The organism is Brenneria tiliae, from assembly GCF_023347575.1.
In the GTDB taxonomy this organism is placed as follows: domain Bacteria; phylum Pseudomonadota; class Gammaproteobacteria; order Enterobacterales; family Enterobacteriaceae; genus Brenneria; species Brenneria corticis.
On the sequence record NZ_JAKPCB010000103.1, the window covers coordinates 313,189 to 327,367 of the forward strand.

Consider the following 14,179-nt stretch of genomic DNA (forward strand, 5'->3'; position numbering starts at 1 on the left):
ATGGCATACAAGCGACCCGTCTCGGTTCTGGTGGTGATTTACGCCCGCGACACCGGGCGGGTGCTGATGCTGCAACGGCGTGACGACCCCGACTTCTGGCAATCCGTTACCGGCAGCCTGGAGGACGGGGAAAGCACGGCGTGCGCCGCACAGCGTGAAGTCAAAGAAGAGGTTAATATTGATATATCCGCCGAGGCATTATCACTCTTTGACTGTCAGCGCTGTATTGAGTTTGAGCTTTTTGCTCATTTAAGACGTCGCTACGCGCCGGGGGTGACGCGCAACACGGAACACTGGTTCTGTCTGGCGCTGCCCGAGGAACGCGAGGTGGTCATTACCGAACATCTCGCATACCAGTGGCTGGATGCGCCCGATGCGGCGCAGCTTACCAAGTCGTGGAGTAACCGGCAGGCGATTGAGGAATTTGTTATTTATCCGGCCTGAACAGGCTTTTTTCGGAGATTTTTATGGCAGGTCATAGTAAGTGGGCCAATACCAAACATCGTAAAGCAGCACAGGACGCAAAACGCGGCAAAATCTTTACCAAAATTATCCGCGAATTGGTTACCGCCGCCCGGCTGGGCGGCGGCGATCCGGGGGCCAACCCGCGTCTGCGCGCCGCCATCGATAAGGCCCTGTCCAACAACATGACGCGCGATACCCTGAACCGCGCCATCGCCCGCGGCGTGGGCGGCGATGACGACAGCAATATGGAAACCATCATTTATGAAGGCTACGGCCCCGGCGGCACGGCGGTGATGGTGGAATGCCTGAGCGACAACCGCAACCGCACCGTTTCCGAGGTGCGCCATGCTTTCACCAAGAGCGGCGGCAACCTGGGCACCGATGGTTCGGTGGCTTATCTGTTCAGCAAAAAGGGCGTGATCTCTTACGCGCCGGGTCTGGATGAAGATAGGGTGATGGATGCTGCGCTGGAAGCGGGAGCGGACGACGTGGTGACCTATGACGACGGCGCCATTGACGTTTTCACGCCGTGGGAAACCTTTGGCGAAGTCAAGGATGCGCTGGATGCGGCGGGCCTGGTGGCCGAAGCGGCGGAAGTTTCCATGGTGCCTTCAACCAAAGCGGACATGGACGCGGAAACCGCGCCGAAGCTGATGCGCCTGATCGATATGCTGGAAGACTGCGACGACGTGCAGGAGGTTTACCACAACGGTGAGATCTCCGATGAGGTGGCGGCATTACTATAATGGCGGCACGGTGATGGAAAGGGCGCGCCTTTCCGTCCGGCGAACCGGCGGAGGGTTACGATGACAATCATACTCGGCATCGACCCCGGTTCGCGCGTGACGGGTTACGGCATCATCCGCCAGCAGGGGCGTCAGTTGGCTTATCTCGGCAGCGGCTGCATTCGCACCGTGGTCGACGATTTGCCCACGCGCCTCAAGCTGATTTACGCCGGGGTGAGTGAAATCATCACCCAGTTTCACCCGGATTGTTTCGCCATTGAGCAGGTGTTTATGGCCAAGAATCCCGACTCGGCGCTTAAACTGGGGCAGGCGCGCGGCGCGGCGATCGTGGCGGCGGTGAATCAGGAACTGCCGGTGTATGAGTACGCCGCCCGGCTGGTAAAGCAGACCGTGGTGGGCACCGGCGCGGCGGATAAAAAACAGGTGCAGCATATGGTTCGCTCGCTGCTCAAGTTATCCGCCAGCCCGCAGGCGGATGCCGCCGATGCGCTGGCGATAGCCATCACCCACTGTCATTTCAATCAGAAGCTGATCCGCCTTGGCGTTGAGAAACGTTATCCGGCGCCGGGGCGCTTGCGCTGAAACTTAAGGCTGGATATTCATCCAGCTTTTTTTATGTTATAAGCTATACAATATTCTTGGTTGATAAAACGTAAAACGCAAAAGGAAGAGAAGGTGATAGGTCGTCTCAGAGGCATTATTCTGGAAAAACAACCGCCGCAGGTGCTGATAGAAGCCAACGGCGTTGGCTATGAAGTTCACATGCCGATGACTTGCTTTTACGAACTTCCTGCGCTTTCTCAGGAAGCCGTCATCTTCACGCATTTTGTGGTGCGCGAAGACGCGCAGCTGCTGTTCGGCTTTAATGATAAGCAGGAGAGGGCGCTGTTCCGTGAGCTGATTAAGGTCAACGGCGTGGGGCCGAAGCTGGCGCTGGCCATTCTTTCCGGTATGTCCGCCGCGCAGTTTGTCAGCGCGGTGGAGCGGGAAGAGATCGGCGCGTTGATCAAGCTGCCCGGCGTCGGCAAAAAAACGGCCGAACGTCTGGTGGTTGAAATGAAAGACCGCTTTAAAGGATTGAGCGGCGAACTGTTTAATTTGACGGGCGATGTTGTCCCGACGCCTTCTTCCTCCGCCGATAGCGAAGTCGGCGATCCCGAGGCGGAGGCCGCATCGGCGCTGATTGCCCTGGGCTATAAGCCGCAGGAGGCCAGCCGCCTGATCGCCAAAGTCGTCCGTCCGGATTCAGACTGCGAAACCCTGATCAGGGACGCACTACGCGCTGCGCTGTGAGGTATGCATGATTGAAGCAGATCGTTTGATTTCCGCCGAGGCCGTCCCCGAAGAGGAATTTATCGACCGCGCCATTCGCCCGAAACTGTTGGCGGAATATGTCGGTCAGCCCCAGGTCTGCGAACAGATGGAAATTTTCATTCAGGCGGCGCGCCAACGCGGGGACGCTCTGGATCATCTGCTGATTTTCGGCCCTCCCGGTTTGGGGAAAACCACGCTGGCAAACATCGTGGCCAACGAAATGGGGGTTAATCTGCGCACCACCTCCGGCCCGATACTGGAAAAAGCCGGGGATCTGGCCGCGTTGCTCACCAATCTGGAACCTCACGACGTTTTGTTTATCGATGAAATCCATCGGTTGTCGCCGGTGGTGGAGGAAATCCTGTATCCGGCGATGGAAGATTACCAACTGGATATCATGATTGGCGAGGGGCCGGCCGCCCGTTCGATCAAGCTTGATTTGCCGCCGTTTACCCTGATTGGCGCCACCACCCGCGCCGGTTCGCTCACCTCGCCGCTGCGCGATCGTTTTGGCATCGTCCAGCGGCTGGAGTTTTATAAAGTCGCCGATCTGCAACATATCGTCAGCCGCAGCGCGCAGTGCCTGGGGCTGGATCTCACCTATGACGGAGCGCTGGAAGTCGCCCGGCGCGCGCGCGGCACGCCGCGTATCGCCAACCGGCTGCTGCGCCGCGTGCGTGACTTCTCCGAGGTCAAATCCGCCGGGGCGATCACCGCCGAAGTCGCCACGCTGGCGCTGGATATGCTGGCGGTGGATACCGAAGGCTTCGACTATATGGACCGGAAACTGCTGCTGGCGATTATCGATAAATTTATGGGCGGCCCGGTCGGGCTGGATAATCTGGCGGCGGCCATCGGCGAAGAGCGGGAAACCATTGAGGATGTACTGGAGCCTTATCTGATCCAGCAAGGCTTTATTCAACGCACCCCGCGGGGCAGAATGGCGACGCAGCACGCCTACCGCCATTTCGGCCTGACGCGGGAGGAATAGCCTGCTCTACGCAGGCTGTTTCTTGATTAAACTGGCGATAAACAGCAGCGACGCGCAAAGTACCACCGACGGTCCGGCGGGGGTATTGTAAGCGGCGGAAAAGGCCAGACCGCCGGTAATGGCGATCATACCGGCGCCGATGGCGAAACCGGCCATCTGCTCCGGCGTGCGCGCAAAGCGGCGGGCGCTGGCGGCGGGAATAATCAGCAGCGAGGTGATGATTAACGCCCCGACAAACTTCATGGCGATGCCAATGGTCAAGGCGGTCACCAGCATCAGGATAAGCTTGCTGCGCTGCAGGTTAACGCCGTCCACATGCGCCAGTTCGGGGCTGATGGTCATGGACAATAACGGCCGCCATTGCCAGCTCAGTACCGCAACCACCACGGCGACGCCGCCGCCGATAATCCACAAATCGTCGCTGGTGACGGAAAGCAAATCCCCGAACAGATACGCCATCAAATCCACTCGCACGTTATTCATCAGGCTGACCACCACCAGACCGAGCGACAGGGCGCTGTGCGCCATAATGCCCAGCAGGGTATCGATCGCCAGATAGGGGCGACGCTCCAGCCAGACCAGTCCAAGCGCCAGCGCCAGGGTAACGGCGATAACGGCATAGAACAGATTGACGTCCAGCAGCAGGCCGAAGGCCACGCCCAGCAGGGAGGCATGCGCCAGGGTATCGCCGAAATAGGACATGCGCCGCCAGACGACGAACGACCCCAGCGGGCCGGCGGCCGCGGCGAGGAATATACCGGCCAGCCAGCCAGGAAACAGAAGTTCAATCATGCGTCGTTTCCACCTTGTCTTTTCAGGATGATACGTCCGTTCAAGTCGTGACGATGATTATGATGATGCCGGTAAACCGCCAACTGCTCGGCGCCGCGCTGGCCGAACATGGCTAAGAATTCGGGATGCAGGGACACCACTTCCGGGGTGCCGGAACAACAGACGTGCTGGTTGAGACACAGCACTTCATCGGTTTTGGCCATCACCAGGTGGAGATCGTGGGAAACCATCAGCACGCCGCAGTTAAACTCCTGACGCAGCTGATTGATCAGGTCATAAAGCGCCAACTGACCGTTGACGTCCACCCCCTGCGTCGGTTCGTCCAGTACCAGCAGCTGCGGATGGTTCATCAACGCGCGCGCCAGCAGAACCCGCTGATTTTCGCCGCCGGACAGTTTCTGCATCGGCTGTTGCAGCAGGTGCGCCGCCTGCACGCGTTTCAGCGCCGGTAATATATCCTGCTGCTTAATGCCGGGGCGCAGGCGCATAAAGCGGCTGACGGTCAGCGGCAGCGTAGGGTCCAGATGGAGCTTTTGCGGGACGTAGCCGATACGCAACCCCGGCGTTTTCTGCAAGGTGCCGGCGGTGGGCGACAGCAGGCCCAAAACAACCCGCACCAGCGTTGATTTTCCCGCGCCGTTGGGGCCCAGAAGCGTAAGAATGCGCCCCGCCTGGAGAGACAGGGAGATATCCGACAGGACTTTCCTGCTGCCAAACGACACTGAAATATTATTGAGTGATACCAATGTGGACATAGAATTCGGTTTGCAGAGATTCTGTAATGTTATAATATAACAAACTACACGTTAAATCGATGAGATGACATGCAAATGCCTATTCAACAATATAAATGGTTAAAAAGTGTGTTTGTTGCCAGCGCACTGATGGTTTCCGGTGCGTCGATTAACACCGCTGGCGCCGCGGTGGTGGCCTCAATCCGTCCGCTGGGTTTTATCGCCTCGGCGATAACGGAAGGGATTACGCCAACTGAAGTGCTGTTGCCCAACGGTGCTTCGCCCCATGATTATGCCCTGCGCCCGACTGATGTCCAGCGTTTACAATCCGCCGAGCTGATTATTTGGGTGGGGCCGGAAATGGAAGCTTTCCTCGGCAAGCCGCTATCGCAGATTGATCCGGCCAGGAAGATTACCCTGGCGGAATTACCGGCGGTAAAAGCGCAGCTGGTAAAAGAGGCCGGGCATGGGCACGAAGAGGGCGACGACCATGATGATGCGCATCACCATGATGGTGAATCGCACGCGGCCGAGCACCATCATACGGCCGATGCGGCGCATGAGGAAGAGAGCGAAGGGCATCACCATGGCGAGCACAATATGCACATTTGGCTGTCGCCGGAGATGGCAAAACAGGCCGCGATCGCTATTCATGAAAAATTATTGGAACTTATGCCTCAAAATAAAGACAAACTAGACGCGAATCTGCTTTATTTCACAGATAAAATCGCGCAAACAGATGAAAAAATTGCTAACATGCTAGCGCCTGTGCGGGGTAAGGGTTATTTTGTTTTTCATGACGCCTATGGTTACTTTGAGCAACGCTATGGTTTAAGCCCATTAGGCTATTTTACCATCAACCCGGCGATTCAACCCGGCGCACAGCGCTTACATCAAATTCGAACACAGTTGGTTGAGCATAAAGCCGTATGTGTTTTTGCTGAGCCACAATTCAGGCCGGCCGTTATTAATGCTGTCGCCAAGGGAACTGACGTGCGCTCGGGCGTGCTGGATCCATTGGGAAGCGATATCGCACTGGGTAAAGACAGCTATGTGGATTTCCTGTCACGGCTGTCGAGCCAGTATCTGAGCTGCCTGGAGGAAAAATCATGAGGATACGAATAAGTGCAGCAGATAGTCCGAACTATCGCTCTGGCGTATAACAGCTTACCTAGACCCCACCGCGTCATGCTGGGGTCGCTTACCGTTATCACATTGGCCGTTGCTGTTTGGCGGCCTTTTGTTTATGCCCCCGTTAATGATGCCCCGGTGATAGTGAAAGATATCGCTCTGGAAACCAGCCAGCAGTTGCGCACGCTGACGCCGGAGGCCAGCGAGCCTATCGATCAGCCCACGCCGGATGATGAAATTCCGCAGGATGAGCTGGATGATAAAGTCGCTGACGACGGCGGGGTGCATGAATATGTGGTTTCAACCGGTGATACGTTAAGCAGCATTCTCACCCAGTACGGCATCGATATCGCGGACGTCACCCGGCTTGCCGAACAGAACCGCGATTTGCGTAATCTCAAGATCGGTCAGCAAATATCCTGGGTGCTGGGGGAGAATGGCGAATTGCAGAGCCTGACCTGGCAGATGTCCCGTCGTGAAACCCGGATTTATGAACGCGCCGGCTCTGATTTTAAAGAACGGATTGAAACGCTGAAGGGAGAATGGCGCAACAGCGTGCTGAATGGCAGGCTGAATGGCAGTTTCGTCAATAGCGCCAGAAACGCAGGTTTAACCAACAGTGAAGTCAGTTCGGTTATCAAGGCGTTGCAATGGCAACTGGATTTTCGCAAGCTGCGCAAAGATGATACCTTCTCCGTGCTGCTGTCGCGCGAGATACTGGACGGCCGCAGTGAACAGAGTGAATTACTCGGCGTTCGCCTGAATACCGGCGGTAAGGATTATTTTGCCATCCGCGCCGAGGACGGTAAATTCTACGATCGTGAAGGTTCCGGCCTGACGCGCGGGTTTATGCGTTTCCCCACCATTAAACAGTTCCGCATCTCTTCGAATTTCAATCCGCGTCGTCTTAATCCCGTTACCGGTCGCGTCGCGCCGCATAAAGGCGTTGATTTCGCGATGCCGGTAGGGTCGCCGGTGCTGGCGGTGGGCGATGGGGAAGTGGTCATCGCCAAGCGCAGCGGCGCGGCGGGTAACTATGTCGCGATCCGCCACGGTCGCCAGTACACCACGCGCTATATGCACCTGAACCGCATCCTGGTGAAACCGGGGCAAAAGGTCAAGCGCGGCGATCGCATTGGTTTATCCGGCAATACCGGGCGCTCTACCGGGCCGCACCTGCACTATGAATTCTGGGTAAACCAGCAGGCGGTCAACCCATTAACGGCTAAACTGCCGCGCTCTGAAGGCCTGAGCGGTAAAGAGCGCAGTGATTATCTGGCGCAGGTAAAAGAGGTTGTTCCGCAGCTTCGGTTTGATTAATTTCTGCTGCGAGTTTTCAGCCGGTGGCCTGCGCCGCCGGCGTTTTTATTTATGGGTTATGCTCTTTTTTGCCTTCGGTGACACGATGGCGATGACAATGGCGAGCTATCCATAATTTATCTGAAGAGTTGATGTATGGAAAAAGAAAAAAAAACGCACGCTGAGTTTATTCCTCAGTTCCAAAAGGCTTTTTATCATCCACGCTACTGGGGCACCTGGCTGGGTATCGGAGTCATGGCGCTCATCGCGTATGTGCCTGCCGGTTTGAGAAATCCTGTTCTGGGCGGATTAGGCCGTTTGGTCGGGCGATTGGCCAAGGGCGCTCGCCGGCGCGCCCGCATTAACCTGCTGTACTGCATGCCCGAGTTAAGCGAGTCGCAGCGCGAAGCCATTATCGACAATATGTTTGCCACCGCCCTGCAGGCGATGGTCATGATGGTGGAAGTAGGGCTACGCGCCCCCGAAGCGGTGGGAAAACACGTCCGCTGGCACGGCGAAGAGATTTTGCAGCAGTTGAAGGAGCAGGGCCGCAACGTGATTTTTCTGGTGCCGCACGGTTGGGCGGTGGATATTCCGGCAATGCTGCTTAGTTCTCGCGGACAGCTTATGGCCGCCATGTTCCACAATCAGAAAAACGCGCTGGTGGACTACTGGTGGAACAAACTGCGTCGCCGCTTTGGCGGACATATGCACGCCCGTAACGATGGCATCAAACCCTTTATCAGCTCTGTGCGGCAGGGATATTGGGGATATTATCTTCCCGATCAGGATCATGGCGAAGAGCACAGCGAATTTGTCGACTTTTTTGCCACCTATAAGGCGACGCTACCCGTGGTCGGCCGCCTGATGAAAGTGTGTCGTGCGGATATTGTGCCGCTGTTCCCGGTATATAATGCCAAGGAGTGCCGTCTGGAGGTGTTTATCCGCCCGCCGATGAACGATCTGGCCGACGCCGGGGATGACTATATTGCCCGGCGCATGAACGAGGAAATAGAAATCTTCGTCGGACCGCACCCCGAGCAATACACCTGGATTTTAAAATTGCTGAAAACCCGCAAGCCGGGAGAAATTGAACCTTATCGCCGGGACGATCTTTACCGCGATTAGTTTCCCCCGCTTTATCCGCCAGGCATTGAAAGGCGCGGGCAGGGATAGCCCGCCAATCACGGCAAAATGCAGCCATGCTCGCCGCCTTAAAAATAGAGTTTCCCCTGTATCTTCAATAGCAAAATTATATATGCATTGGAGAAAAACATCGTTTTGTTTTTTCTTATTTTATTCTAGTTTAAAACGATATTGGAAGGTTATTTCGTCGGCGATTATTTCCGGTTATGGGGTTCGATGCGTTTCCTTAATAAAAGGGGCGGTGAGAAATATGATAGAGGTAAAGAATCTACGTAAATCATTCGGCAATAAAGAAATATTGCGCGGCGTCGATCTCTCTGTTTCCCAAGGTGATGTCGTCGCCATTATCGGCGGCAGCGGCGCCGGTAAAACCACCCTGTTGCGCTGCATTAATTATCTTGAACAACCCACCAGCGGCGAGATCCGCGTGGGAGACATTACCGTTAAAGCCGGTGCGAAAATGAAATCAATATTGGCGTTGCGCCGCAAAACGGCCATGGTGTTTCAACATTATAATCTTTTCGCTCATCAAACCGCGCTGGGAAATATCACCGAAGGTCTTGTTACCGTTCAGGGGTATGCCAAAAGCGAAGCCAAGGAGCTGGCCCTTAGTCATCTGGATAATGTCGGATTGGGCGCTTTCGCCCACTACTACCCGTCCCAGCTATCCGGAGGGCAGCAACAGCGGGTGGGTATTGCCAGGGCTATGGCGTTGAAGCCGGAAGTTATTTTGTTCGATGAACCTACCTCGGCCCTCGATCCCGAACTGGTGGACGACGTATTGAAGGCGATGCGCAAGGTGGCCGAATCGGGTATTACCATGGTGGTTGTCACCCATGAGATGGGTTTCGCCAGCGATGTTGCAACCCGCGTCGCGTTTATGGATCAGGGCGTTATTCTGGAACAAGGCAAGCCGGAAGATATTTTCTTTAATCCCCGGGAAGCGCGCACCATACAATTTCTTTCCCGGCATTTGAAGGGCAGCGGGCTATTGGATAGGGTGATTGACTACAATATTTGATAAGGCGCGCTCGATCCTGTATATAACGACGCCTATGTCAGTTACTGAATCGCGGGATTATATCCAGCCGCTAGAATATGGCCGCAATGAAAAAACCGGACGGTGCGAACCGTCCGGTTTTTATCTAAACGCGTATCGGCATCACGCGCGCCGTCGGTTATTCCACGCGCAGAATGCGGATGGTGTTGGTGGTGCCAACCGTGCCCATCACGTCACCCTGGGTGACGATAACCAGATCCCCGGACATCAGGAACCCCTTGTCGCGCAGCCGGATCACCGCGTCGTTGGCGGCGGCGACGCCGTCGGTATAGCTATCGAAATGAACCGGCGTAACGCCGCGATAAAGCGCGGCCAGATTCAGCGTGTGCTCATGGCGCGACATGGCGAAAATGGGCAGGCCGGAACTGATGCGCGACATCATCAGCGCGGTGCGCCCCGATTCCGTCATGGCGATCAGCGCCGTCACGCCTTTCAGATGGTTAGCGGCGTACATCGCCGACATGGCGATTGACTCTTCGGTATTATCGAACTGCGTATCAAGACGATGTTTGGAGACGTTGATGCTGGGGATCTTTTCCGCGCCAAGACACACCTTGGCCATCGCCGCCACCGTTTCGGCCGGATACTGTCCCGCGGCGGTTTCGGCGGAAAGCATCACCGCATCGGTGCCGTCCAGCACGGCGTTGGCCACGTCCATAACCTCGGCGCGCGTCGGCATCGGGTTGGTGATCATCGACTCCATCATCTGCGTGGCGGTGATCACCGCGCGGTTGAGCTTACGGGCGCGGCGGATAAGTTTCTTCTGAATACCAACCAGTTCGGGATCGCCGATTTCAACGCCCAAATCACCGCGGGCCACCATAACCACGTCGGAAGCCAGAATGATGTCGTCCATGGCCTCATCGGAGGCAACCGCTTCCGCGCGTTCAACCTTGGAGACGATTTTCGCATGACAGCCGGCGTCGCGCGCCAGTCGGCGGGCGTAATTCAGATCCTCGCCGGTGCGGGGAAAGGAGATCGCCAGATAGTCAACGCCGATTTTTGCCGCGGTAAGGATATCTTGCTTATCTTTTTCCGTCAGCGCTTCGGCGGAAAGCCCGCCGCCGAGCTTGTTTATCCCTTTGTTGTTGGACAACGGCCCGCCGACGGTAACTTCGGTATAAACCTTCATGCCTTCAACCTGAAGGACTTTCAATTGTACGCGGCCGTCGTCCAGCAGCAGAATATCGCCGGTAACCACGTCGCCGGGCAGACCTTTATAATCGATACCGACTTTTTCTTTATCGCCTTCGCCTTTGGACAAATTGGCGTCCAGCAGGAATTTATCCCCGATATTGAGGAAAATTTTACCTTCCTTGAAGGTGGAAACGCGGATTTTGGGTCCCTGCAAATCGCCAAGAATGGCAACATGGCGGCCTAATTTTGCCGCAATTTCACGCACTTTATCGGCACGTAATTGATGGTCTTCTGCTGTGCCGTGAGAAAAATTCAGGCGTACTACGTTAGCGCCTGCGGCAATGATCTTTTCCAGATTATTGTCGCGGTCCGTAGCTGGCCCCAGGGTAGTAACGATTTTGGTTCTTCTGAGCCGTCTGGACATGTATAACTCCGTTGACTGGTGAAGCAGTAGTGGTGCGAATAATGTCAGGTAACAGGGTAAAGTGTAACTTTACAACCAAACTATTTCATCTGAGTTACCCGGATTCCGTATTGAGCCTGGTCCGTTTATGGTTATTATATCTCTTATGCCAATCGATTATAACTTGATAATAAAATACGTTAAGCGTTAAAAAATCAGCCGAAAGGGTTGCTAAAACCTTCCCCTTTATCAAAGCGTGATTCCCGCAGCGCTTCTTTGACTCGCTTCAAGTTATCTCTGAATTTTGCTCCGCGCCGTAGCGTGAAGCCGGTGGCCAGCACGTCGATCAGCGTAAGTTGCGCAATACGGGATACCATCGGCATATAAACGTCCGTATCTTCCGGAACATCGACCCGCAGAACCAGAGAGGCTTCATGGGCCAAGGGCGTTGCCGCGGAGGTGATGGCGATCACCGTCGCGTCGTTCTCGCGCGCCAGTCGCGCCATCTCAACCAGGCCCTTGGTTCTCCCGGTGTGTGAAATAAGCACCACGACATCCCCATCGCTGGAATTCATGCAGCTCATGCGTTGCATCACGATGTCGTCAAAGTAGACCACGGGAATATTGAAGCGAAAGAATTTGTTCATGGCGTCATGGGCGACCGCCGCCGAGGCGCCAAAACCAAAGAAGGAGATCTTTTTCGCCTGGGTAAGCAGGTCCACCGCCCGGTTAACCGCGGCAATATCCAGACAGGATTTCACATGCTCCAGACCGGCCATCGTCGATTCAAAAATTTTGCTGGTATAGGCATCGACACTATCATCTTCTTCGACGTTACGATTCACATAAGGTGTGCCGTTCGCCAGACTTTGCGCCAGATGCAGTTTAAAATCAGGGAAACCTTTGGTTTCAAGACGGCGGCAAAAACGGTTGACGGTGGGCTCGCTCACCACCGCCATTCTGGCCAGGGTTGCAATACTCGAATGGATTGCCGTTTGCGGCGCGCTCAGGATCACTTCAGCGACTTTTCTTTCCGATTTGCTCAGAATTTCCAGGCGACTCTGAATTTTTTCCAGCATATTCATATAACAAAGTCCATGTAAGTTTTCCCGATTTCAACTATAAGCAGCAATCGATGCGGATTTCGTGAAAATATACTACGACCCTGTAAAGGTTGGCAGAGGGCAAAACGTGAAGTTGCGCGTTTTTTTTGCCAGAACATGACATGTGTCTAACTTTCAGAAAAGTAATCCGTTGTCAGAAACGGTGAAAAATTTCTCTTACAGCCATAGGCGGCATGCGCTTTCGTCCTGGTTACAAGCTAGCTTTTATGTGGCGCTTAGTCAGTTTAGACCTAATTTTGCCGTGGGGGACGGGTTTACTGGCCGGAGTTAAAAAGAGTACATTACTGCTGTAATAAAATTACAGTATCCTGCAACGAGGAGATGAACATGGCGGTAACTTCAACAGCCCAGGCGTGCGACCTGGTTATTTTCGGCGCGAAGGGCGATTTGGCGCGCCGTAAATTGCTGCCTTCCCTGTACCAGTTGGAAAAAGCGGGTCATATCCATCCGGAAACGCGGATTATTGGCGTCGGGCGAGCCGAATGGGATAAAGCGGAATATACCCGCATCATCCGCGATGCGCTGGATACGTTTATGAAAGAACCCATTGACGAGGGGTTGTGGCAAACCTTAAGCGCGCGGCTGGAATTCTGCAATCTCGATGTTGAAGATACGCCGGGTTTTAGCAAACTGGGCAAAATGCTCGATCAGAAAAATCGCACCACCATTAACTACTTCGCCATGCCGCCCAGTACGTTTGGGGCTATCTGCCGGGGATTGGGCACCGCGGGGCTGAACAAAGAGCCGTCGCGCGTGGTGATGGAGAAACCGCTGGGGACGGATTTGGCCTCCTCGCGGGTGATTAACGATCGGGTCGCCGAGTATTTTGACGAGTGCCAGGTTTACCGTATCGACCACTATTTAGGCAAAGAGACGGTGCTGAACCTGCTGGCGCTGCGTTTTGCCAACTCGCTGTTCTCCGCCAACTGGGATAACCGGACGATCGACCACGTACAAATCACGGTGGCCGAAGAGGTGGGTATTGAAGGGCGCTGGGGCTATTTTGATAAAGCGGGTCAGATGCGCGATATGATCCAGAACCATCTGCTGCAGATTCTGACCATGATCGCCATGTCGCCGCCTTCCGACCTGACCACCGATCGCATCCGCGATGAAAAAGTGAAAGTATTGCGCTCATTGCGCCGCATCGATCGCAGCAACGTGCATGAAACCACGGTGCGCGGCCAGTATACGGCGGGGTTTGTTCAGGGCAAAAAAGTGCCGGGCTATCTGGAAGAGGAAGGGGCGAATAAAATCAGCGATACGGAAACCTTTGTCTCGATCCGTGTCGATATCGATGACTGGCGCTGGTCCGGCGTGCCTTTTTACCTGCGTACCGGTAAACGCCTGCCAACCAAATGTTCCGAAGTGGTGGTGTACTTTAAAAACCCGGCGCTGAACCTGTTCCGCGACTCCTATCAGCAACTGCCGCAGAATAAGCTGATTATCCGCCTGCAGCCGGATGAGGGCATTGAAATTCAGATCCTGAATAAAATCCCCGGCCTGGAGCACAAACACCGTTTGCAGACGGTGAAGCTGGATCTGAGCTTCTCCGAGACGTTTAATCAGCAGCATCTGGCGGACGCCTACGAGCGGCTGCTGCTGGAAACCATGCGCGGCATCCAGGCGCTGTTCGTGCGCCGTGATGAGGTTGAGGAAGCCTGGAAATGGGTTGATTCGATTATGGACGCCTGGTCGATGGACAACGATGCGCCCAAGCCTTATCAGGCCGGCACCTGGGGGCCGGTGGCGTCGGTGGCGATGATCACCCGCGACGGGCGTTCCTGGAACGAATTTGAATAGCGGTTTTATATCTGTGTGACTAACGGTGCGGTCG

The 14,179-nt window shown here is 55.1% G+C and carries 14 protein-coding genes; 10 read left to right on the forward strand and 4 right to left on the reverse strand.

Translation table 11 applies throughout. From position 1 onward, the window contains the following. From nudB to ruvB, 5 genes are all read left to right on the forward strand, one after another. Entirely contained in the window at window positions 1–444 is a 444-nt protein-coding gene (gene nudB, locus MFP24_RS22235; RefSeq protein ID WP_249232482.1) for a dihydroneopterin triphosphate diphosphatase, read from the forward strand. A gap of 23 nt (window positions 445–467) precedes the next feature. Further along, window positions 468–1,211 (forward strand): YebC/PmpR family DNA-binding transcriptional regulator, encoded by a 744-nt coding sequence (locus MFP24_RS22240; RefSeq protein ID WP_249232481.1) that lies wholly within the window; start codon window positions 468–470, stop codon window positions 1,209–1,211. Window positions 1,212–1,271: 60 nt separating this feature from the next. Continuing rightward, window positions 1,272–1,793 (forward strand): crossover junction endodeoxyribonuclease RuvC, encoded by a 522-nt coding sequence (ruvC, locus tag MFP24_RS22245; RefSeq protein ID WP_249232480.1) that lies wholly within the window; start codon window positions 1,272–1,274, stop codon window positions 1,791–1,793. Window positions 1,794–1,886: 93 nt separating this feature from the next. Next, complete coding sequence (gene ruvA / locus MFP24_RS22250) at window positions 1,887–2,504, forward strand: Holliday junction branch migration protein RuvA (RefSeq protein WP_249232479.1); 618 nt, start codon at window positions 1,887–1,889, stop codon at window positions 2,502–2,504. Between the two features lie 7 nt (window positions 2,505–2,511). After that, complete coding sequence (ruvB, locus tag MFP24_RS22255; protein ID WP_249232478.1) at window positions 2,512–3,516, forward strand: Holliday junction branch migration DNA helicase RuvB; 1,005 nt, start codon at window positions 2,512–2,514, stop codon at window positions 3,514–3,516. 6 nt (window positions 3,517–3,522) lie between these two features. Here ruvB and znuB read toward each other — a convergent pair whose 3' ends face one another. Continuing rightward, complete coding sequence (znuB, locus tag MFP24_RS22260) at window positions 3,523–4,308, reverse strand: zinc ABC transporter permease subunit ZnuB (RefSeq protein ID WP_249232477.1); 786 nt, start codon at window positions 4,306–4,308, stop codon at window positions 3,523–3,525. After that, window positions 4,305–5,063, reverse strand: coding sequence for a zinc ABC transporter ATP-binding protein ZnuC (gene znuC, locus MFP24_RS22265; protein ID WP_249232476.1), 759 nt, complete (start codon window positions 5,061–5,063; stop codon window positions 4,305–4,307). The genes znuB and znuC overlap by 4 nt, the downstream gene beginning before the upstream one ends. A gap of 69 nt (window positions 5,064–5,132) precedes the next feature. Here znuC and znuA point away from each other — a divergent pair, with 69 nt between their 5' ends. The 4 genes from znuA (at window position 5,133) to MFP24_RS22285 (ending at window position 9,639) form a co-directional block, all read left to right on the forward strand. Continuing rightward, a complete protein-coding gene (gene znuA, locus MFP24_RS22270; RefSeq protein WP_249232475.1) occupies window positions 5,133–6,155 on the forward strand; it encodes a zinc ABC transporter substrate-binding protein ZnuA in 1,023 nt (340 codons plus the stop codon). A 12-nt stretch (window positions 6,156–6,167) separates the two neighbouring features. Next, window positions 6,168–7,493 carry a murein DD-endopeptidase MepM gene (gene mepM, locus MFP24_RS22275; RefSeq protein ID WP_249232474.1) on the forward strand — a complete coding sequence of 442 codons (1,326 nt, stop codon included), beginning with the start codon at window positions 6,168–6,170 and terminating at the stop codon, window positions 7,491–7,493. A gap of 135 nt (window positions 7,494–7,628) precedes the next feature. After that, window positions 7,629–8,600: a lauroyl-Kdo(2)-lipid IV(A) myristoyltransferase gene (lpxM, locus tag MFP24_RS22280; RefSeq protein ID WP_249232473.1), complete on the forward strand. Its 972-nt coding sequence runs from the start codon at window positions 7,629–7,631 to the stop codon at window positions 8,598–8,600. 268 nt (window positions 8,601–8,868) lie between these two features. After that, window positions 8,869–9,639 (forward strand): amino acid ABC transporter ATP-binding protein, encoded by a 771-nt coding sequence (locus MFP24_RS22285; protein ID WP_249232890.1) that lies wholly within the window; start codon window positions 8,869–8,871, stop codon window positions 9,637–9,639. A 157-nt stretch (window positions 9,640–9,796) separates the two neighbouring features. Here MFP24_RS22285 and pyk read toward each other — a convergent pair whose 3' ends face one another. Both pyk and MFP24_RS22295 read right to left on the reverse strand, forming a co-directional pair. Continuing rightward, window positions 9,797–11,239, reverse strand: coding sequence for a pyruvate kinase (gene pyk / locus MFP24_RS22290; RefSeq protein ID WP_249232472.1), 1,443 nt, complete (start codon window positions 11,237–11,239; stop codon window positions 9,797–9,799). Between the two features lie 194 nt (window positions 11,240–11,433). Next, window positions 11,434–12,303 carry a MurR/RpiR family transcriptional regulator gene (locus MFP24_RS22295; protein WP_249232471.1) on the reverse strand — a complete coding sequence of 290 codons (870 nt, stop codon included), beginning with the start codon at window positions 12,301–12,303 and terminating at the stop codon, window positions 11,434–11,436. Between the two features lie 366 nt (window positions 12,304–12,669). Between MFP24_RS22295 and zwf the strand changes: the two genes are divergently transcribed. Further along, a complete protein-coding gene (gene zwf / locus MFP24_RS22300) occupies window positions 12,670–14,145 on the forward strand; it encodes a glucose-6-phosphate dehydrogenase (protein ID WP_249232470.1) in 1,476 nt (491 codons plus the stop codon). Window positions 14,146–14,179: the final 34 nt, after the last annotated feature.